Origin of the sequence: Mycetocola sp. BIGb0189 (assembly GCF_024810155.1) — a bacterium.
GTDB classification, from domain to species: domain Bacteria; phylum Actinomycetota; class Actinomycetes; order Actinomycetales; family Microbacteriaceae; genus Mycetocola; species Mycetocola lacteus.
In genome coordinates this window covers 488,086-508,408 of sequence record NZ_JANUED010000002.1, presented here as the reverse complement: position 1 = coordinate 508,408, position 20,323 = coordinate 488,086, and the positions used below count along the sequence as shown (strand labels likewise).

Genomic DNA, 20,323 nt, shown 5'->3' with positions numbered 1-20,323 from the left:
CACGCGCACGGCACCATCCCCACTGGCCGCTATCGACCGAAACCCTGTCGCCCCGACCGGATCACCCCCATCGCTCCCGACTTAGCGCCAGCCCACGCGCACGGCACCATCCCCACTGGCCGCTATCGACCGAAACCCTGTCGCCCCGACCGGATCACCCCCATCGCTCCCGACTTAGCGCCAGCCCAGGCGCGGGGCCACCTCGCCGATCAGGAGCTCCAGTGAGCGCAGAATCAGCGCGTGTTCGGGGTCCATCGAGTGCACCTGGAAGGACAGCTGGGTCGCGCGATTCAGTACCGAATCCGCCCCGAGCGAGGCCACCACGGTGTCCACATCCCCCACGTGCACGTCAAGTTTGCGCAGGAGATCATCGCGCTCCAGGGTATCCACCTGATCGCCGAGGACCACCCGAGCCAGCGGTGCCGCCCGATAGCGGCGCTCGGCCAGGGCACGCGCGGCCTCGTTATCGTCGGCGACGAACACGCTGCGGGCAACCGACACCCGACGCGGGGCACCTTCGGGTAACGCCGCCTCATACGCGTCGATGATCGGGTGCTGCAGATCGGCCAGGCTCGCCTCGGGGTTCTCCGGTGAGCGTGGCTGCGATCGAGAGAGCTGAAGACCCAACCCCTCCCGCCCGGCCCGCCCGGCCAGCGGCGGCGTGAATGTCGCGAACCAGAGTCGCTCCGCCAGCGTGGGTGCCGGCGGATACAGGAGGTTTTCGGTCGCGCCAAACTTCGCCCCGCGCAGCGCGCTGCGCAGCGTCTGGAAGTTGTCATCGAAGGCGCGATGACGATCCGCAAACTCCAGCCCGAAGGCTGGGAACGAACCGGGGGTGCCGCCCGAGCCGAAGCCCAGCTCGAGTCGCTCCCCCGAAATCGCGTCCAGGACCGCCGCATCCTCGGCCGTCCGCACGGCATTTTCCATCCCCAGGGTGATGATCCCGGTACCCAGCCGAATGCGACGGGTCTGCGCGGCCGCGGCGGCCAGCAGCACCAGCGGCGAGGGCAATCCGCCCTCATCGCGGTGGAAGTGATGCTGGGCTACCCAGGCGCTATCGAAGCCCAGGCGCTCGGCCTCCCGGATCTGTTCGATCGCCAACCGGTAGCGTTCGGGGGCGGATACGTCGTCGAGGACTCGGGTAAAGAAGGCGAGTTCGGGCATGAAGCGGAGATCTCTTTCGTTTGGGGATGAGAACGGCGTTTAGGCGCTGGCCAGCGCGCCGGCCGCGGCGGCACGACGCCCAGGAATCGCCGCGATCAGCTGGCGAGTGTACTCGTGCTCGGGATGATCAAACACGCGGGCGGTTGCCCCCTCCTCCACAAGCTCACCGCCGCGCAGTACCGAAACCGTATGGGCGAGCTGGCGCACCACCGCTAGGTCGTGCGAGATAAAGAGGTAGCTGACGCCGAGGTCGCGCTGGAGTTCGCCGAGCAGCTCGAGGATGCGCGCCTGCACGGTCACATCGAGCGCCGAGACCGCCTCATCGAGGACCACCACGTCGGGACCGGGCACCAGGGCACGCGCAATCGCCACGCGCTGGCGCTGACCGCCGGAAAGTTCATGCGGACGTCTGGTGAGAACGGTCGCCGGCAGCGCGACCCGGTCGATGATCTGGGCCACCCGGGTTCGGCGCTCGGCCGCGTCCCCGATACCGAAGTTGCGCAGCGGCTCGGTCACGATGTCGCCAATCGACTGGCGAGGATCCAGTGAACCGAACGGGTTTTGGTACACCATCTGCACCCGGCGACGCAGTTCCCGCAGCCCCGCTCCGCGCAGCCCGGTGATCTCCTGCCCGTGAATATGAACGGTCCCCGAGGTGGGCTTTTGGAAACCCAGCACGATTCGCGCGGTGGTGGTTTTACCCGATCCTGACTCGCCGACGATCGCGTGAGTACTGCCTGGGGCGATCCCGAAGGACACATTATTCACCGCACGCTGCGCCGATCCCGTGCGGCCAAAGTCCTGCACCAGATTGCGAGCGACAACAACCGGAGCGGCAAATCCGGCGGCCTCGTTCACGCCACCCGAGGCGGCATCAGCCACGGAACGCTGCACCACTCGGAGGGCACGCTCCCCCCTTGCGGTATCGGGGTTTTCGGAAACCCCCGCGGGCAACTGGAGGCCCTCCCCCAGCGAGAGGGTGGCAAAGGACGGCGCATCCCGCAGCAGCCGACGAGTGTAGGCGCTTTCGGGGTGGGCCAACACACGCTCGGTGTCTCCGGCTTCCTGCACGCTGCCGTCGCGCAGGACCACCAGACGGTCGGAACGGTCGGCGGCCACGGCGAGGTCGTGGGTGACCATGAGCACCGCGGTGCCCGAGTCACGGCGCAGCGTATCGATGAGGTCGAGGATCGTGGCCTGCACGGTCACATCCAGCGCGCTGGTCGCCTCATCGGCAATCAGCAGGGCCGGTTCAAGCGCGATCGCCCCGGCGATCAACACCCGCTGTTTCATCCCTCCCGACAGCTCGTGCGGATACTGACTCGCCCGCAGCTCGGGGTTGGGGATGCCCACATAGTCCAGCAGTTCGATGACCCGGGCACGACGTGCGGCCCGATCCTTCCAGCGGTGGATGCGCAGCACCTCGGCCACGGATTCCCCCACCTTCTTCACGGGGTTCAGCGAGTTGTTCGGGTCCTGCGGGATCCAGCCGATCGCGCGGCCGCGCAGATCTCGGAAGCGTTTCTCGCTCCACCCGGTCACGTCGCTCTCGCCGATCAGCACCCGGCCGCCGGTAATCGATCCATTACTCGCCAGCAGTCCGGTCGCCGCCTGGGCGGTCGTGGTTTTCCCGGATCCAGACTCCCCCACCACCGCGAGCAACTGCCCGGGCTCAATCTCGAGGGAGACGCCGCGCACCACATCCAGGCGCTCGCGTCCCACGGTGTAGGACACCTGCAAATTGTCGATGGTGAGGGTGCTCATCGGATCCGTCCCTTTGCGGCGATCGCCGCGCTCAGTCGATTGGCGGCAAGAACCACCAGAACCACCACCGCCCCGGGCAGTGTGGTGAGCCACCAGGCGGTGGCGATGTAGTTGCGTCCCTCGGCGATCATCAGGCCCCATTCGGGCGTGGGCGGCGGTGCGCCGTAGCCGAGGAAGCCGAGGGTCGAGATCGAGAGCACCGCGGTGCCGAACTGCAGGGCGGCCAAGGCCAACACCGCGGTCAGTGAGTTGGGCAGTACGTGGCGCCACAGCACCACAAAGAACCGGCCACCGCTGGCAAACGCGGCCTCCACGTAGTCCGATCCGCGCACCCGCACGACCTCCGAACGGGAGAGCCGGGCAAACGCTGCGACACTGGTGAAACCGACCGCGATGGCGGCCTGCGCGGTACCAAAGCCCAGCAGGATGATGATCGAGAGCGAGAGGAGCAGCGAGGGGATCGCCAGGAACACGTCGACGATGCGCATCAGGATATCGTCCACGAGGCGACGGGAGGACCCGGCAATGACCCCGATCGCGGTCCCGATAACAAAGCCCACGCTCACCGCGATCAGCGCGCCGGACAGGGAGTTGATCGCCCCGTACACCACCCGGGTAAACATGTCACGACCGGTCGCATCGGTCCCGAATAGGTGGTCCAGGCTCGGCGGCTGCTGCGCCTGGGTGGCGTTGCCGGCGATCGGGTCCAGCGGGGTGAATGCCTGCGGGATGATCGCCCAGGCGATGACGATCAGTAGCCACACCACCGAGAGAATCACCGAGATTTTCGGGCGTCCGAGCCGCTCGCGCAGGCTCAGCCGTGTGGGAACAAACGGATCGGGCAGGCTCGAAGTCTGCGTTCTGCGCTCGTCGATACTCATACCGCGACCACCTTTCTCTCCCGGGCAAGCCGGGCACCGCCACGCGTGCGAGTACTCAGGCGTGGATCGAGTATCGGATAGAGCAGGTCCACCACGAGGTTGATCACCACAAAGACGGTGGCTGAAAGCAGCACCACGGCCAAAAGAATCGGCGTATCCTGCTGGCTCACGGCCTGCTCGGTCAGCCGGCCCACCCCCGCGCGACCGAAGACGGTCTCGGTGACCACGGCCCCGCCGATCAGCTCACCAAAGAGCACACCGGCCATCGTGAAGGCCGGCAATACGGCGTTCCGGGCGACGTTTTTGGACAAGATCCACCAGGGATCCGCGCCCCGCGCGCGCACCACCGCAACGAAGGGGTAGCCCAGCACATCATCCACCGAGCGAATCAGGATCTGAGCAAGCGGTGCCGAAATCGGAACCGCCAGCGTGAGGACCGGCAGGATCAGTCCCTCAACCGGTCCCGGATTCACCACCGGAATGAGTCGGAGCTGGAAGGAGAACACCTGGATCAGCACGATGCCCAACCAGAACACCGGCACCGCCACAAACAGCGAGGGCAGAGCGCGGAAAACGTCGGCAATCTTACGCAGCCCGGGAAGGTTGGCCAGGATTGTGATGCCCACCGCCAACAGCACGGCCGCCACAAACCCGAGTGAGGCGAGCAGCAGCGTACCCGGCACCACCTCGGCCAGAAGCTGTTTCACCGGCGTCCCACTCTGGATCGAATAGCCAAAGTCACCCCCGAGAAAACCCAGCAACGAGTGCACGTATTGAATCGGCAGCGGCGTATCGGCACCATAGGCAACCCGCAGCGCGGCGATCTGATCCGGAGAGAGCCCCAGCTCGGGGTTTTCAAACTTGATCATTAGCGCGTCGCCGGGCATCGCCTGGAGCAGCACAAACGCGACCGTGAACGCGGCCAGCAGCACGGCCGCCGCCTGGCCGAGCCGGCCCAGAACGTACTTCATGGGGATCCTTTCAACGGGGAAACCACGGACGTCCGGATCGCCTCGGTCGAGGCGATCCGGACGGCGGGGGCTACTGCTTGTCTACCCAGACGGCGTCAAAGCTGGGCCGTCCCACGGATTCCGAGGAGAAGCCGTGCACGAAGTTAGCGGTGGCAAACACCTGCGGCTCCTCAAAGAACGGGATCACATAGGCCTGGTCGGCCAGATACTTCTGCACGGTCTGACTGGCCTCGATCCGAGCCTTGGGGTCCGCGGTGGAGGCCACTGCCTCAAGCAGTTCCTCAAGCTTCTGGTCGCCGATGGACTGATCGGCGTTGTCACGGTTGAGCAGGGTGTTGCGGTTCTTGGAGTAGAACTGGCTCTTGATCACATCGAGGTCCGCACGTCCCACCATCGAATGGTAGATCTGCACCTGGTTGGCATCCTGGATCGCCTTGGCATAGGTACCGGCATCGGCCTTGAGGATCTGCAGATCCACGCCGATCTTCTTGAGCTGCTGACTCACCAGAGTGAGGGCATCAAAGGAGCGCGGCTGCGGGGCAGCCTCGTTCACAACCAGGGTCAGCGGCTGACCGTCCTTTTCACGAATGCCGTTGCTACCGAGCTTCCATCCGGCCTCATCCAGCAGGGTCGCCGCCTTCTTGGGGTCGTAGCCGAAAGCGTCCTTGGTGTCCACGTAACCGAGCGCGGTCTTGCTCAGCACCGAGGTGGCCAGCGGGTAGTTCTTGGTGTAGATGGTCTTGACCAGCTCCTCCCGGTCGATCCCGGCGATCAGCGCCTGGCGTACCCGGATGTCGGAGAGCTTCTCGTTGCGGAAGCGCAGGCTCAGGCCGTTGTTCACGCCATTGGTCTGCGCGGCATACACCTGGAATCCGGCGTCTGTGACTTGCTTTTCGTCCTGAGCCTCGACGTCGCGAATCAGGCCGGCCTGGCCCGAGAGCAGGGCACCCACACGGACGCTCGCCTCGGGGGTCACGGTGATCTGAATCTTGTCCAGGTACGGACGTCCCTGATTCGACCAGGACTTCGGTGCCCACTTATAGTCCTTGCGGGCGACCAGGTCGAGGCCGGTACCGATCTTCTCGTTGTCCACGGTGAAGGGACCCGATCCGATGATGTTGGCCGCATTTCCGGGGCCGAACTTTTCAAACGGAAGATCGAGTGTCTTGGACGACAGCAGGCCCGAGTTGATGGTCGAGGTCGCCTGCAGGAAACCGGGCGACGGTGCCGAGAAGTGGAACTTGACGGTGTTCTTATCCACCACCTCGCTACTTTGATAGTTGTTGATCGCCTCCGAAACCGTCAGGCCTCGGGCCGCGTCACCGAGACCGTACAGGTCGAAGTTCTTCGCGACAACTGCGGCATCCAGCGGGGTGCCATCGGAGAAGGTCACGCCGTCACGAATGGTGAAGGTGTACTCGGTTGCGTCGGCGTTGGATTCCCACTTGGTGGCGATCCACGGCTCGAACTCCAGGGTCTTGGGGTCCTGGTAGACGAGGCGATCGGCAATGTTGTTGACGATTCCGCCGTTGGGGTAGAACCCGGCCCCCGGCGGGTACAGGCCGGTAATGGCCTGGTGCTCGAGGTAGACAAGGGTGCCGCCGGTGACCGGTTTTCCCGTCTCGCTGCTCGACCCGGAACCGGGTGCGCTGGCGTTTGCGGAGCAGCCGGCAAGCGCAAGCGCAAGCACGGTCGCGGTCGCAAGACCGGCGATAAGACGTCTCGGTGAGGGCATAGGTGGTTCTCCTGGCGCGGGGCGGAACGAGCGGGCTCGACCGCAAAACTGTGATCGGGTGGGTGAAACGTAACCCCGACAGTAGTGGCGCATCCGACCCGGTTTGGAGGGCATGACAAACTATGACCTCATGCGTCGCTCGACGACATCCCGGGGTGCGCACCCCGGAGCGCGTCACTAGGGTCGGCCCTACGACCCCGCGTCACCTCGTGGCATTTTTCGGCGCGGTCGCGGCGTGGCACGGTAGCGTGGAGCACAACGATTCACCCGCAGCCCCTCGGAAGGACCCCCGATGACCACGCCCGATGCCTTGCCCGAGACCTCTCCCGAAACCGACACGACCGCGCTTGGTTCCGTTGTGGACACCGTGATCGCCACCAATACGGCGGCATCGGAATCCTCCGGAACACGCAGTGCCGAGGCCGGCGACAGCGCGGACTCGATCGAAGCCGCGGTCGAGGGCGCGCTCACCGTGGTTGCCGCGTCCGCCGCCCGGCCCCGCGCGGTCGTGACCGGGGCCACCGGAGGCATGGGCCTCGAAATTGTTCGGGAGCTGGCACGCACCCACGACGTCACCGCTCTGGGCCGCTCGGCCACGCGCCTGGCCGAGCTGGAATCGATCATCGGAGTGACCACCCGGAGCGTGGATCTCACCCACCCGGACCGGCTCGCCGCCGCGCTGGGAGACCTGGGCCCCGTGGATGTTGTGGTGCACGCGGCGGCAATCGGCGACCAGTTCTCCGTCGAAACGGCGAGCCCCTCGGACTGGCTTACCCAGCTCACCGTCAATGTTGTCGCCGCATCCGAACTCACCCGCATCCTGCTGCCGACGTTGCGGGAGCGCGAAGGCACCATTATCTTCGTCGGGTCGGGCGCCGGCACCAATCCCGTCCCCGGCAGCTCCGTCTACGCGGCCAGCAAACATGCCCTGCGCGGTCTCGCCGACTCACTCCGAATTGAGGAAGAGTCCCACCGGGTTCGCGTCGCCACGGTTGCTCCGGGCCAAACCGACACCGAAATGCTGCGTGGCCTGATCGATGCCGCGGAGTATCGGCCGGAACGCTACATTCGTCCCGAATCCGTTGCCCAGGCCGTGAGATTTGTGGTGGACGCGCCCGCCGACGTGCACCTTACCGACGTTGCCGTCCGCCCCCGCCGCGAGCTCAGCCGGTACTGATCCAGGGTGCGCGGTGCCGGTTTCGAGCGGCACCGAGACTGACGCGGGGTGTGCCCGCCATTTTCGAAGCACGGGCACGGGCCGCATCCCCTCCTCCACAACACGCACCCACCTGCGAGTTCTCCACAGTTCCCACGCTCCGATTCATGCCTCCCCTGCCGTCATGAAGACTCGATGGCATGAACACCGCCACGCCTACGCCTTCGCCTTCGCCACCCATTGCGCCGATCTCGACTACCGCACGCAACTCGGACACTCGAGATCCCATAGTCGAGCCCGGGTGCTCCAACGGACCCGGCATCGGAGGTGAACCCGCACCTCCCCATCCGAGTTCGGCACAGCTCATGGGGCCCGTGCAACCCCGGAGTTCCCGGCATCGCTGGCATCGCTGGCATCCCCGGCTTCGCGGGCGTCGCGGGCATCCCCAGCATCTCCGACGTGCACGACGTCCCTGGCGTCCCCGTTCCATTGCGGGTGGCGTCATACTCGCGACGATACTCCCACTTGTGGGCATCGGTGTGACGCCTGTTCTCCAGGCGCTGCCATCCTCAATCCCAGCGGCGTATGCGTCTCGCACGTCTACCCCTTCACCGATTTCTTCCCCGGTGGGCTTTCTCCCGAGGACGACGGCGCCATCGCTTTCACCCCCAATGGTTTTGCGTCCGTCGCCCGAGTTCTCGTCCCCTAGGCCCTCTAGGTCCCCTAGGTCCGCTACCAGCGTGTCTTCGACTGCTGATTCCACGTCCACGGTGTCCATGCCTGCAGTGTCCACGTCCACCTGGCCCACGTCCGATGCATCCACGTCCGCCCTGTCCACCTTCGATGCGTCCACGTCCGTCCTATCCAAGTCTGCGGTGCCGACGCCCGCTGTGTCCGAGTCCAGTCCGGTGCCGCGGTCTGGTTCGGTGTCCAGGGCCAGCTCAGCATCCGGGGCTGACTCGGTATCCGGGGTCGACTCGGTGCGCGGAGCTGGCTCGGTGCGCGGAGCTGGCTCGGTGCGCGGGGCGATTTCGGCACCCGTAGGTGCACCTCCGGCACCCTTGTTGCGTGTGACACCACCCGGGGTTGCGGCGGCCAATGAGACCCACCCTGCGCCCCGAGTGGCACGATGGCCATGGCCAATTCCCCCGCCGCTAACCGTGTTCGAGGAGTTCCGCGCACCACTCAACCCCTGGAGCTCCGGCCGACGCGGAATTTCTCTGGCGGCGGTACCCGGATCCGTCGTACGCGCACCCACCGAGGGTACGGTGACGTTTGTGGGCGTTGTCGTGGATCGTCCGGTGCTCACACTTGAACACGCGGGCGGCCTTCGAACCAGCTATGAACCGCTCGATTCCATCCTGAAAACCGGAGATTTGGTACAGGCTGGCGATCCGCTCGGCACCGTGTCCGCCGGCGGGGTATGCCCACAAATGTGCCTTCACATCGGTGTGCGTTCGGGCGACGAATACGTCAATCCACGACTGTACTTTGGCAGCAGGGCACGGATCCGCCTCCTTCCGCCCTAGGTCGCATCAGTCGCGTTGGCCAAGCTTTGCAATCACTTTTCGGGACCCGCGTGCGGGATCGTTCGGGTGATGCTTTCCCCAAGATCCCGAATCTCGCAGTGCCCAATCCGGCCCACTCTCCTGGCGGGCTAAATAGGGCCGCTCAAGCGCCCCGAGCACGGTCATTTCCCCACGCGCATGAAAACTTACCGACAAAATTGGCAAAAATGTACATAAGGCTTGCCTAACCTAATGTTTGCCAATAGATTATCAACACGAACGGATCAGGTTCAGCTATCGCCCGATAGTGATCCGGTCGCCGTTTTCGCAAACGGACGCAACGCATCCTGGCAAGACCGCAACAGGCTGCCCGCCACTACCTCGGCGGGCAGCTGCGGTTGCCGGGGAATTGCCCCTACGGAAGTCTTTGGAACCCGGCGACCACACGTTCCTCTTCGACACGAACGAGCGCCTGAATTCCCTCAGCACTAGGCGCTGGCCAGAGCCATGGCGTTTGCTGTTGCTGTTGCTGTTGCTGTTGCTGTTGCTGTTGCTGTTGCTGTTGCTGTTGCATGGTTCCACACGTCACGCGCAATTTTTCATGCGCAACTGACGTTGAGAGCTGAGGACTGCGGGCTGGGAACTGAGACCTGAGACCTGAGACCTGGGAACTGAGACCAAAACGGCGTTAGTCCCCGCCCCTGCGCCGCAGGGGTTATCCGTCGTCCCCTGGCTCCGGACTGACTCCGCACCAGAGGGGTTGTGCGTTATCCCTGACTTTTAGCGAACGTTTACTACGCCCGGGGATGCGCGATTCGATAGGCATCCCGCAGTCGCTCGGTCGATACGTGGGTGTAAATCTGGGTGGTGCCCAGTGAGGAGTGCCCCAGCATCTCCTGGACGGTGCGCAGGTCAGCCCCGCCATCAAGGAGGTGAGTCGCAGCGCTGTGTCGTAACGCGTGCGGTCCCGATGCGGCAGTGCCGGGCAGCGTCCCCAAATATTTGGTGACGAGAGTATAGGCCGCACGGGTGCCCAGCGCTCCACCGCGCGCCCCAAGGAACACACGGTCGAGCTCGTTTCGCTGGAGGACCGGGCGGGCACGAACAAGATATGCCTCAAGAGCCGAGCGCGCCGGCGCGCCAAAGGGCACAACCCGTTCCTTTCCGCCCTTTCCCCACACACGAATGGTGAGACGCTGGAAGTCAATATCCTGGTGGGTCAAGGCGCAGAGTTCGGCTACTCGAATGCCGGTTGCATACAGGAGCTCCAGCACTGCGCTGTCTCGCAGCTCGATGGGATCGCCCTCGGCAGCGCTCGCCCGAACACTATCGAGCAGGTCACGCAACGGCTCCTGCGCAACGACCTTGGGGAGGCTTCGCCCGGCACGTGGTGCCCGCAATCGCGCAGCCGGGTCGATGGGCACCCGGTTGGTGCGAGCTAGCCAGCTTGTCCATCCTCGAACCGCCGCAGCGTGCCGGGCAAGACTACTGGCGACCAACCCGCGCTGACTTAGGTCCCAAAGCCAGTCCCGCAGCAGTTCCAAGTCAAGACCGTCCACGGTGGCGACGTTTCGCCGTGAGGCAAATTCGGCGAGCGCCTGCAGATCGGCACCATATGCACGCACGGTCGCCGGCGAATACTGCCGCTCGGAGTGCAGCACATCGAGGTACTCCTCGATAGCTAAAGGAATCTGCATGTCCCCATGCTGTCATACGGATTGACTCCCCGCGCCCCACACGTCGTTCACTCTCCATAGAGCCATAGAGCCGTAGAGCCGTAGAGCCGTAGAGCCGTAGAGCATGATTACCGAGGTTGTACCTTGAGGAGCCAACCGTCTCCGTTGTCGAACACCTCCTCATGGAGTGCCAGAACGCCCAGTGCGGCTCGGACTGTTGCCAGCGACAGGCCCGCCTCGATCGCGATATCGCGAGTCTGGCGCGGGCGACGATGGCTGAGGCAGTCGCGTACTCGCGCGATCTCCGAGCTTTCCGCCCCAGGCGAAAGCCGACGCTCACCCGCCCCCACGATCTTCGGATATCCCACGCGGGATGACCCGCCGAGTTCACCGGCTACCGGAAGCGATGGGTGGCTAATTTTCTGGGCGGGCCGCACCATCCCCGGGTCGGGGGCCGCCGTGAATGGGACCGGCACGGAATATGTGCTCGGATGGGACATCGAGGTGTCCAGAAAGATCGGGCTCTCGCTTGGCAGGGACGATTCGCCGTCTCCGTCATGTGGGTCTCCGCGCGGTGATTCCTTCGTCGCCGATGTCGGTTCCTCACCCGGGTCGGGCTCCAGATAGCCATCATCATCTGCGTAGAACTTTGACGCCTCGACCGCCAGCCGCGTCTGAGCCCGCGATTTGTCAGGGCTGATACCGCTATTCGGATCCACAGCGCTGTTCAGACCAGCATCGATGGTCGGGCCGGCGCCGCTGTTCGAGTCGGCATCGCTGTTCGAGTCGGCATCGCTGCTCGGATCGGCATCACTGCTCGGATCGATATCGCGGTGAGAACGTACATCGAACCCGGAGCCAAGGCCACCGCTGAGGCCTCCACCGACGCTCGGGTCGACGGCCTCGACGATAACGGGTTCGGCGATAACGGATTCGGCTATAGCGGATTCGGCAATAACGGGTTCGGCGGGGGCAACGGGTCCGGGACGATCAGCGGTGCCAGTTTCGTCCCGGAGGTCACGTGCGGGGGCCGTTAGCGTACGCGTTTTCGCGGGTGTCGCGCCGTGGGCGGGATATCTGGCCGGAGACGAGACGTCCAGCGGGTCGGGTGCGCCGAGATCCGGGCCCACTGGCGGTGAGGCCGTCAGGGGCTCGATGAGTTCAACCACCGTGTCAACATCGGTGATGAGCTGGGCCCCGTACTCTCGCACGAGACGATGGCACCCGGCCGAGGAGGCATTTGTCACCGGACCCGGAACCGCTCCCAACGGTCGACCGAGTGTGGCCGCATGTCCCGCGGTATTGAGCGATCCGGAACGCCATCCGGCCTCCATCACCACGGTGCCCCGGGACAGGGCCGCAATCAAGCGGTTGCGTTGCAGAAACCGCCAGCGGGTGGGTGAGGTGCCGTTGGGAACCTCGGAAATCACGACACCGTCACGAAAGATCCGCGACAGCAGCGCGGTATGTCCGGCGGGATAGGGCCGATCAGCCCCGCCCGCGAGCACCGCCACCGTCTGACCATGACTGGCCAGCGTAGCGCGATGGGCAACCGCGTCGATCCCATAGGCTGCCCCCGACACGATCGCGTAGCCGCGGTCCACCAGCCCGGATGCAATCTCCAGCGTGACGTTTTCTCCGTAGCGGGAGGACGCTCGCGCGCCCACCAGGGAGACCGAGTTTGCGCTGGCACCAAGCGTGTCCAGGTTTCCGCGCACCCACAGACACAGCGGCGCGTGGGCACCCAGATCGTTGAGCGCTAGCGGCCACTGGGGGTCTGTCGGCCCGATGATGACGGTGTCGGTGCGATCCGCACGATCCAGAATATCCAGGACTCGATCGGCAGCAATTCGGGGCCGCCACCGCCCCAGCGCCCGCTCGACATGTTCCCGGGTGGCCGTGGGATCACGATCTTCCTCGTGATGATTGAGCAGGACTGCGGACCAATACGCCACGGGCTCATCGCGTACCAGCGCCGTGAGCGCCGCGGGGGCACCGAGGAGGGTGATCAGTTCGTGTGCCGCCGAATCCCCCGGTTCAACAATGGCGGACCAGGCCGCGCGGGCAAAGGTCTCGATATATTCGGTCTCAGCATCCCTCGTGTGCCCACCAGCTGCCGCGGGCGTGCGCTCGGATCTAATCGGCAGGCCTTCGGCGGTGCGGCGCACGGCCGCGGCAGTGTCGAGCACGCGCGCCCGCGGGAGTCCAAACAGCATTGAGTGAGGCATTTCGGTTCCTTGGTTTCGAGGTAGACATCGCAGGTGTCACAGCATGGTGATCGGGGCTACATGGGGAATCCCTCACGCAGATCAAGCGCATGCGAGACGTCCTCGGCGGTGGGCAGGGCATGCCCGGCTAGGTCCGCAACCGTCCAGGCGACACGTAAAACGCGGTCATAACCGCGCATGCTGAGCCGTCCACGAGCAAGGCTGTCATCGAGGGCGCTCAGAGTGGCTGTGGGAATTGCGATCGGCCCCTCCCTCAGCCAGCTCCCGGGCACCTCGGCCGCTCGACCCCAGGGGGTATCACGCAACCGATGTCGAGCCCGGTCCCGGGCCTGCTGGATCCGGAGTCGGATGGCCTCGTGATCGCGATGGGGCGAATCGCGAGCAAACCGCAGCTGGGCGAGAGTCAGCGGATGTACCCGGACCTTGATGTCGATACGGTCCAGAAGGGGGCCGGATAGACGGGCCTGATACCGCCGCACGTTTTGTGCCGGGCATCGGCACCGCATCTCCTTCTCGTCGTAGTATCCGCACGGGCAGGGGTTGGCCGCGAGCACCAATTGGAACCGACCGGGAAACGAGGCGGCCCCAATCGCACGATGAATAATGATTTCTCCGGTTTCCAGGGGCTGTCGCAGGGCATCGAGGACGTGACTGGGAAACTCGGCCGCCTCATCGAGAAAGAGAACTCCGTGTGCGGCGCGGGCGGCGGCACCGGGACGGATGAGCCCGCTCCCGCCACCGATGAGGGAGATAACGGACGCACTGTGATGCGGGGCCTCCCAGGGCGGACGCGTGGGAATCCCCGCGTCCAATGAGTCTCCATTTAACGAACGCACCGCGGCCACCTCGAGTGCGGCCTCCGGGGAGAGCTCCGGCAGGAGAGCCGGGAGTCGGGCTGCCAGCATGGATTTTCCACTACCGGGTGGCCCCATCATCCCCAAGTGGTGTCCACCCGCGGCGGCGGTGATCAGCGCATCCACGGCCACATCCTGGCCGATCACCTCGGCCAGCGAGGGCTCGGACCCTAAATACGCGCCGGCTCGGCGACTCGATGCTCCGGTGAATTCAAGGTCGGCCTGCTCTACAGATTCTCCGCCCAGCCTCGGGACTCCGGACATGCCGGAGACAGCCGTGAGTGAGTTCGGTGCGCTGCCCGTGGACGGAGACCCGACACCTGCGCGAGCACCGCGCGATGAGGCAGTCTCGGGTGCGGGTTCCACATCGGCCCCGTGCCAGATCGCGGCGGCCCGCAACGACTCAATCGGGATCGTCTCGATGTCGGGCACCAGCCCTGCCTCTGGCCCGTTGGCGGCCGGAACCATCACGCGCATAAAGCCCGCATCGCGTGCGGCGAGGACGGCCGGAAGGATCCCCCGGGTGGCGCGTAGCCTCCCGTCCAGGCCCAACTCCCCCAGATGGACCACCTCGGCGACCGAGTCTCGGGATAAGCGGGCGTCCGCCGCGAGACAGGCCAGCGCGATGGCGAGGTCGAATCCGGCACCGGCCTTGGGCAAACCCGCGGGGGAAAGGTTTACGGTGATTCGTCCGGTGGGGAGTTTGCACCCCGAGTTGAATGCGGCCTGACGTACCCTTCCCTCGGCCTCCCCCAGGGAACGATCCGCCAGGCCGATAATCACGAGCCGAGGAAGGCTCTGTGAGATATCGGCCTCGACCTCGACCATTGCGCCGTGAATCCCCAGCAGCGAGACCGCCCAGGTTCGTCCGACACTCATGAGACACCGCGCAGGTGCTCGATTCGGGGCCCTCCGGGAATCCCCAGGGTGATGCCGATGGCATCGAGGCGAATCCGGCCGGCAAACCGATGCTGGCGACGCCACTCCTGGGCGACCGCGTTCATACGGCTGAGTTTGAGCGGCGTGATGGCCTCCAATGGGTCTCCCGCACCGCGTGATCGCCGAGTCTTCACCTCCACAAAAATCAGGGTGCCCGCGCGGTCTCGGGCGATAATATCGACCTCGCCGTATTGGCAGCGCCAGTTCTGCCGGGTGATGCTGAAGCCAAGCTCGCATAAAAAATGTGCGGCAATCGTCTCGCCCTCACGGCCTACCCGCTGGTTGTTGTATCGGCCCCGTCGTTGTGTCATGGGTGCACCTCCTTGCCCCCATCCTGCGCGCGCCCTCCGTTCTCGCCCGATGCCCGCCGCAGCCTGTGGAGAACGGCACCAATCACGCCACCTGTGGAGGACGATGAAACACCCACGGAATCCCCGGCGATTCGGGATGTTCTGTGTCCAGCACCCCGCGCCCGTCGACACACCGAAACATCGGCCCAATCAATTCGATATACGCTTACATTCGTCACCGACTGACGATGAGGTTTCCGTGTCGATCACCACTTTTGAACCCGCGCATGCGCGCGATTTTGCGACCCTCGGGGCCATCCTGCTGGAGGCCGGCGAATCGGTCACCACCGTGGGTGCCTCCCTCCAGGAGGTTCGCACCGCGCTGGAGCTCAGGACGCTGGAATACTCGGTGTTTCCCACCCTGGTACTGGTAACCGAATCGCACACCGGGGCCACGGTGAGCGTGACGGCTCGCACCGAGCTCACCTTCCGGGAGGCGGCGGTCGCCAATCAGCTTCCCTCGCAGCTGCGCCGCGGGCAGGTACGCCTGGATCAGGTACCCGAACTGGCGCACAGCATGCGATCACGCTCAAAACCGCGCTCGTTTTGGCGAACGGTCCTGGGAAACGCGGTCACCGCCGCATCATTTGCCACCCTGTTCCAGAGCCCCTGGTGGGCGATCCTGACAGCCCTCGTGGTGGGCGTGATCGTGGGAATGATCATGGGCGTATTTGAACGCTCCCGTCCCGGGGTGGCCCTGCAGCCTTTCGTGGTTTCATTCATTTCCACCGTCCTGATCGGGCTCGCCTCGACCTGGTTTTCCTTCCCCAATATCTCGCTGTTTGCCGTCGTCGCACCGGTTGTTGTGCTCGTACCGGGCTCGGTGATTGCCAAGGCGCTCCTGGAGGTGACCTCCGCGGATGTGATCTCCGGAGCCGCACGTATGGTGGGCGGTCTCATGATGATGGGATTTATGCTCGCGGGAATTGCCGCGGGTTCCGTGCTCACCGGTCTGGCCGTTGACCCGACGACCTCATCCCTGGTGGGAGAGATTACGCGTCCCACTCAGCACGGCGGATGGGAATCCACGCCACCGCTGTGGGCCGTCTGGCTCGGGGTGATCGGATTGGCCGCGGGTGTCAGCATTATCTTCCAGGCGGGAACCAAGCTGAGTCTCGCCTCGGCCCTGATCATGTGCGCCGCCTATGCCGCCGCGCTGTTGTTCACCCCGGTCCTTGGTGCCGCCGTAGCCATTGGTGCCGCGGCCGGCGTGGTGTTTCTCGCCGCAAAAACCCTGGAACGGTTACATCCGGCTCTGCCCGCCGCGGTCACATTTTTCCCCGCCTTTTTGCTCTTTGTCCCGGGAACCGTGGCCCTGGTTTCCCTGGCCACGCAGAGTCAGGGAGCAGTCATGGCCGCGCTCACCTCGTTCCTGAGCCTGTGTATCGGCATCCACGTGGGTGGTCTCGTTGACCTGTGGCTCGACAAGACCGTCTGGCACCTACACCGCGAACGCACCACGGCCGCAGACCTCCCGCTCACGGGTGCGCGCACGCTGCGGCGCCCCTGGCATCGCCCGCGCCCCTAGGCCCCACGCACGTCCACGAGTGCACGCCGCGCTGACTCCGTGTTATCCCAGCGGCACCGTACCCTCGGCCCCGAGCCGCTTCATCACCATGGTGGAGGTGAGGCGCTGGACGCCGGGCAGCGCACCGAGTTCGGTGTCGTAGAGCTCCTGATACGCGGCAATGTCACGGGTCAGGACCCGCATCATGTAGTCGGGCTCGCCGAAGAGGCGCTGCGCATCCACCACGTTGGGAATCGCGACCACCGCCTCCTCAAACGCGGTAATCGTGTGCAGATCGGTGTGGCTCATGGTCACAAAGATGAGGGCTTCGAAGGTGAGTCCCACGGCCTCGCGAGCCACTACGGCGCGGTAGCGTTCAATCGCGCCGGAGGCTTCAAGCTCCCGCAGGCGACGGTGGCAGGAGGAGAGGCTCAGTCCCACCCGGGTGGCCAGATCGGTGGCACTCATCCGCCCATCGTCCTGCAACAGTGAAAGAATCTCCCGGTTAATAGCGTCCATAGCACCCATTCTTCCAGCAATCCCCGCAAGTCGCGCATCATTGCGGAGCACCTCTCGCGAAATTCTTCATAGAATCTTCGACGAGAGATGGAACGGAGGCGCAATGGACCTCGCGCTGATGACACAGTTTTGGCTGGTGGCAGTGCTCCTCGTGCTCACCCCGGGTGCCGATTGGGCCTATGCGATTTCGGCCGGACTGCGCGCACGCACCATCGCCCCGGCGATCCTGGGGATGGCCTGCGCCTACACAATCATCGTGGTGGTGCTGGCGCTGGGTGTCGGTGCACTGGTCACCGCGGAACCGATCACGCTCACCCTGCTCTCACTCGCCGGATCGGCCTACCTGATCTTTCTGGGCACCAGCACACTGGTGCAGCGCGCCGGCCCACTCGCGCCCAGCGAACAGGCGCTGGATACCCGGTCGGCACACCAGTTTTTCCGCGGCATCGCGGTCAGCGGACTCAACCCCAAGGGGTTACTGTTACTCCTCGCCCTACTCCCCCAGTTCCTCTCCCCGACGGGATGGCCGGCGGCCGACCAGATGCTGGTTCTGGGCGGATTGCATGTGATCAACGGCATCGTGGTCTACTCGATCGTGGCCGTGCTGGCCCGGCGACTCCTGCGCTCGCGCCCGCGTGCCACGATGCTGGTGACCCGGGGAGCGGGCATTGCGATGATCGGTGTTGGTCTGGGCATCCTGATCGAACAGGTCATGCGAATGTTCACCCTCTAACCCGGATCTGATGCACCAAACGGGGTGCTCGGGCAATCACGCGCGGCACCCCATTCCGCGCTAGCGTAGAGCCTGCGCGTGTGTCGCCTCGGCGAGGCATCGCGCGGTGACCCTCCCCAGGCAAAGGATTCCGTGTGAGCACCTCCACCCCACCGATGACCCGCATCCGCACGGTTCTGCCCGGCCTGGGCATTGCCCTGATCGCCGCGGTGGCGGCCCAGGGCATTCATCTCCTCACCCCGGCGATCCCCGCACTCACCTGGGCCGTGCTGCTGGGAATTCTCGCCGCCAATATACCCGCGACGGCCCGTATTCTGCGCGGCTTCGCCGCTCCCGGCATCGCCTTTGCCGCCAAAAAACTCATGCGACTGGGCATCGTGTTACTCGGCCTGAAACTCAGCCTGGTGGACGTGGCGGGTCTGGGCTGGCCCACCCTGCTGGTGGTGATCGGGATCGTCCTCATCACGTTCATGGGAACCCTGTATGGCGGCAAGCTCCTGCGCCTGCCCGGCGATCAGCCACTCCTGATGGCCGCCGGTTTTGCGATCTGCGGCGCCTCGGCGATCGGTGCGATGAGTGCGGCCACCGGCGCCAAGAATAAGGATGCGGTCGCCCCGGTTGCGATGGTCACCCTGTGCGGTACCCTGGCGATAGCGGTGCTCCCGCTGGCTGGTCACCTGCTGGGCCTCGGCCCGGCCGAGTTTGGCTTCTGGGTCGGAGCAAGCGTCCACGATGTTGGCCAGGTGGTGGCAACCGCTCAGACCGCGGGCGCGGGAGCACTGGCCATCGCGGTGGTGGTGAAGCTGACCCGGGTGGTTCTGCTGGCCCCAATGGTGACCGGTACGGCGCTGGTGGTCCGGGCCCGGGAACGTCGAAACTCGGCGTCCCAGGAGACCCCGGTCTCCGCGACCCTGCCCCCGATCCTGCCCCTGTTTGTGGCCGGCTTTTTGCTGATGATTGTGCTGCGCAGTTTCGATCTGGTGGCCCCCGGCGTCCTGGATGTCGCCGCCCAGGCGCAGGACTGGCTGCTCGCCCTGGCCCTGTTCTCCCTCGGGGCCGGCGTACGCGTGGGTGAGTTGCGCCGCGGCGGCGCACGCACCGCGCTTTTGGCCCTGGCCTCGTGGGTGCTGATCGCGCTCCTCGCCCTCGTCGCCGTCTGGGTGCTCCGACCCGGCGCCTAGCGCCGAAAACGCGACATCCGGGCACCGTTGAGGTACCCGGATGTCGCGTCACGCGCGGTGATCTAGCTCTTTTCGGCCAGGGCCTTGTCCAGGGCCGTGCGGATGTCGTCGAGTCGCGTCAGCTGCAGCGGCTCATTGTCCACAAAGATCGACGGTGTGCCCTGCAGCCCGAATCGGGTGGCAGCATCCAGGTCTTCCCTCACCCGCGCCTCGGTGGCCGGGTCCGCGATGGCCGCGTCATAGGCCGCCATATCCAAGCCCAGTCCCTCGGCATAGCCGCGGAAAACATCGGCCTGGGAGTCCGCCTTGTGGCTCCACTCCTCCTGGGTTTCGAACAGCTTGTTGTACATCACCTCAAGCTTGCCCTGGCGGGCCGCGGCCTCGGCGGCGAGGGCGGCGGGACCGGAGTTCGGGTGCCCGTTCAGCGGGAAATAGCGCAGCACAAAGGTGATCTTGCCCGCATAGTCCTTCCGGACCTGCTCCATATACGGGTGCACGGCCGCGCAGGCCTCACACTCGAAGTCGAGGAACTCGGTCAGGACGACGGCATCGGGACCAGCATCATCGAGTCGGTGACTGTTTTCTGCCACCACCGAGACCCCGTTGGAGGCGGAGGGAGACGCCACTTCCTTTTTCTCGAACGGCTTTGCAATCACCAGATACACCACCCCCGCCGCGATTAGGAGGAGGGCGACAACGGCAATCTGAATTCGAGTACTGGTACGCATCGAGACCCGAGCTTAGTCGAAACCGCGGGTGAAAACACGAAAGCGGCCAGCGTGGACAAAAGTCCGCACTGGCCGCTCGCGCCCACTCCGAGGCGGGGATGTTACTTTCCGAGCGAGAGATCCTTGGGAATCTCGAAATCGCTCGGATTGAGCTCCTCGACGTTGACGTCCTTAAAGGTCAGGACCCGCACGGACTTCACAAAACGGTCCGACCGGTAAATGTCCCACACCCAGACGTCGTTCATCGTGATCTCAAAATAGAAATCGTGCTCGGTGTCCTGACGCACCAGGGTTACCTCATTGGCGAGGTAGAACCGGCGTTCGGTCTCGATCACATACTTGAACTGGGAAACCACATCGCGATACTCGCGGTACAGGGCGAGTTCGACCTCACGGTCGTAGTCCTCAATCTCGTCATCATCCATGGTG

Annotated in this window: 17 protein-coding genes; 5 read left to right on the top strand and 12 right to left on the bottom strand. The window is 65.0% G+C overall.

All coding sequences use genetic code 11. The annotated features are described in order from the left end of the window. Positions 1 to 174 precede the first annotated feature (174 nt). The 5 genes from M2390_RS04725 to M2390_RS04705 form a co-directional block, all read right to left on the bottom strand. The gene (locus M2390_RS04725; RefSeq protein WP_259177365.1) at positions 175 to 1,164 is read right to left on the bottom strand and encodes a putative FMN-dependent luciferase-like monooxygenase; all 990 of its coding nucleotides are present in this window, start codon (positions 1,162 to 1,164) and stop codon (positions 175 to 177) included. Between the two features lie 39 nt (positions 1,165 to 1,203). Beyond that, positions 1,204 to 2,928, bottom strand: a complete 1,725-nt coding sequence (locus M2390_RS04720; RefSeq protein WP_259177362.1) for an ABC transporter ATP-binding protein — start codon at positions 2,926 to 2,928, stop codon at positions 1,204 to 1,206. Next, positions 2,925 to 3,809, bottom strand: coding sequence for an ABC transporter permease (locus M2390_RS04715; RefSeq protein ID WP_259177360.1), 885 nt, complete (start codon positions 3,807 to 3,809; stop codon positions 2,925 to 2,927). The genes M2390_RS04720 and M2390_RS04715 overlap by 4 nt, the downstream gene beginning before the upstream one ends. After that, a complete protein-coding gene (locus M2390_RS04710) occupies positions 3,806 to 4,780 on the bottom strand; it encodes an ABC transporter permease (RefSeq protein WP_259177359.1) in 975 nt (324 codons plus the stop codon). The genes M2390_RS04715 and M2390_RS04710 overlap by 4 nt, the downstream gene beginning before the upstream one ends. A 70-nt stretch (positions 4,781 to 4,850) precedes the next feature. Then, a complete protein-coding gene (locus M2390_RS04705) occupies positions 4,851 to 6,515 on the bottom strand; it encodes a TIGR04028 family ABC transporter substrate-binding protein (RefSeq protein ID WP_259177358.1) in 1,665 nt (554 codons plus the stop codon). A 292-nt stretch (positions 6,516 to 6,807) separates the two neighbouring features. On the opposite strand from M2390_RS04705, the gene M2390_RS04700 reads away from it, so the two are divergent. After that, a complete protein-coding gene (locus tag M2390_RS04700; protein WP_310503965.1) occupies positions 6,808 to 7,692 on the top strand; it encodes an SDR family oxidoreductase in 885 nt (294 codons plus the stop codon). 179 nt (positions 7,693 to 7,871) lie between these two features. Continuing rightward, the gene (locus M2390_RS16180) at positions 7,872 to 9,200 is read left to right on the top strand and encodes a peptidoglycan DD-metalloendopeptidase family protein (protein ID WP_396822536.1); all 1,329 of its coding nucleotides are present in this window, start codon (positions 7,872 to 7,874) and stop codon (positions 9,198 to 9,200) included. 773 nt (positions 9,201 to 9,973) lie between these two features. Here the strand turns inward: M2390_RS16180 and M2390_RS04695 are convergent. The 4 genes from M2390_RS04695 to M2390_RS04680 all read right to left on the bottom strand — a co-directional run bounded on the left by M2390_RS04695 (position 9,974) and on the right by M2390_RS04680 (position 15,187). After that, on the bottom strand, positions 9,974 to 10,876 hold the full coding sequence (locus M2390_RS04695; protein WP_259177357.1) for a tyrosine recombinase XerC: 903 nt from the start codon (positions 10,874 to 10,876) through the stop codon (positions 9,974 to 9,976). A gap of 107 nt (positions 10,877 to 10,983) precedes the next feature. Beyond that, positions 10,984 to 13,083 carry a DNA-processing protein DprA gene (gene dprA, locus M2390_RS04690; protein WP_259177356.1) on the bottom strand — a complete coding sequence of 700 codons (2,100 nt, stop codon included), beginning with the start codon at positions 13,081 to 13,083 and terminating at the stop codon, positions 10,984 to 10,986. Positions 13,084 to 13,139: 56 nt separating this feature from the next. After that, positions 13,140 to 14,816 (bottom strand): YifB family Mg chelatase-like AAA ATPase, encoded by a 1,677-nt coding sequence (locus tag M2390_RS04685; RefSeq protein WP_259177355.1) that lies wholly within the window; start codon positions 14,814 to 14,816, stop codon positions 13,140 to 13,142. Further along, positions 14,813 to 15,187 (bottom strand): YraN family protein, encoded by a 375-nt coding sequence (locus M2390_RS04680; protein ID WP_259177354.1) that lies wholly within the window; start codon positions 15,185 to 15,187, stop codon positions 14,813 to 14,815. The genes M2390_RS04685 and M2390_RS04680 overlap by 4 nt, the downstream gene beginning before the upstream one ends. Before the next feature lie 238 nt (positions 15,188 to 15,425). Between M2390_RS04680 and M2390_RS04675 the strand changes: the two genes are divergently transcribed. Further along, positions 15,426 to 16,754: a threonine/serine exporter family protein gene (locus M2390_RS04675; protein ID WP_259177351.1), complete on the top strand. Its 1,329-nt coding sequence runs from the start codon at positions 15,426 to 15,428 to the stop codon at positions 16,752 to 16,754. Between the two features lie 42 nt (positions 16,755 to 16,796). Here M2390_RS04675 and M2390_RS04670 read toward each other — a convergent pair whose 3' ends face one another. Beyond that, positions 16,797 to 17,252 (bottom strand): Lrp/AsnC family transcriptional regulator, encoded by a 456-nt coding sequence (locus M2390_RS04670; RefSeq protein ID WP_030148726.1) that lies wholly within the window; start codon positions 17,250 to 17,252, stop codon positions 16,797 to 16,799. 103 nt (positions 17,253 to 17,355) lie between these two features. Between M2390_RS04670 and M2390_RS04665 the strand changes: the two genes are divergently transcribed. Together M2390_RS04665 and M2390_RS04660 are read left to right on the top strand one after the other, a co-directional pair. Then, on the top strand, positions 17,356 to 17,985 hold the full coding sequence (locus M2390_RS04665) for a LysE family translocator (RefSeq protein WP_259177350.1): 630 nt from the start codon (positions 17,356 to 17,358) through the stop codon (positions 17,983 to 17,985). A 155-nt stretch (positions 17,986 to 18,140) separates the two neighbouring features. Next, positions 18,141 to 19,166: a putative sulfate exporter family transporter gene (locus M2390_RS04660; protein ID WP_259177387.1), complete on the top strand. Its 1,026-nt coding sequence runs from the start codon at positions 18,141 to 18,143 to the stop codon at positions 19,164 to 19,166. A 62-nt stretch (positions 19,167 to 19,228) separates the two neighbouring features. On the opposite strand, the gene M2390_RS04655 is transcribed toward M2390_RS04660, so the two are convergent. Both M2390_RS04655 and M2390_RS04650 read right to left on the bottom strand, forming a co-directional pair. Next, on the bottom strand, positions 19,229 to 19,894 hold the full coding sequence (locus tag M2390_RS04655) for a DsbA family protein (protein WP_259177348.1): 666 nt from the start codon (positions 19,892 to 19,894) through the stop codon (positions 19,229 to 19,231). A gap of 101 nt (positions 19,895 to 19,995) precedes the next feature. After that, on the bottom strand, positions 19,996 to 20,319 hold the full coding sequence (locus M2390_RS04650; protein WP_030148722.1) for a DUF2469 domain-containing protein: 324 nt from the start codon (positions 20,317 to 20,319) through the stop codon (positions 19,996 to 19,998). Between the last annotated feature and the right edge of the window lie 4 nt (positions 20,320 to 20,323).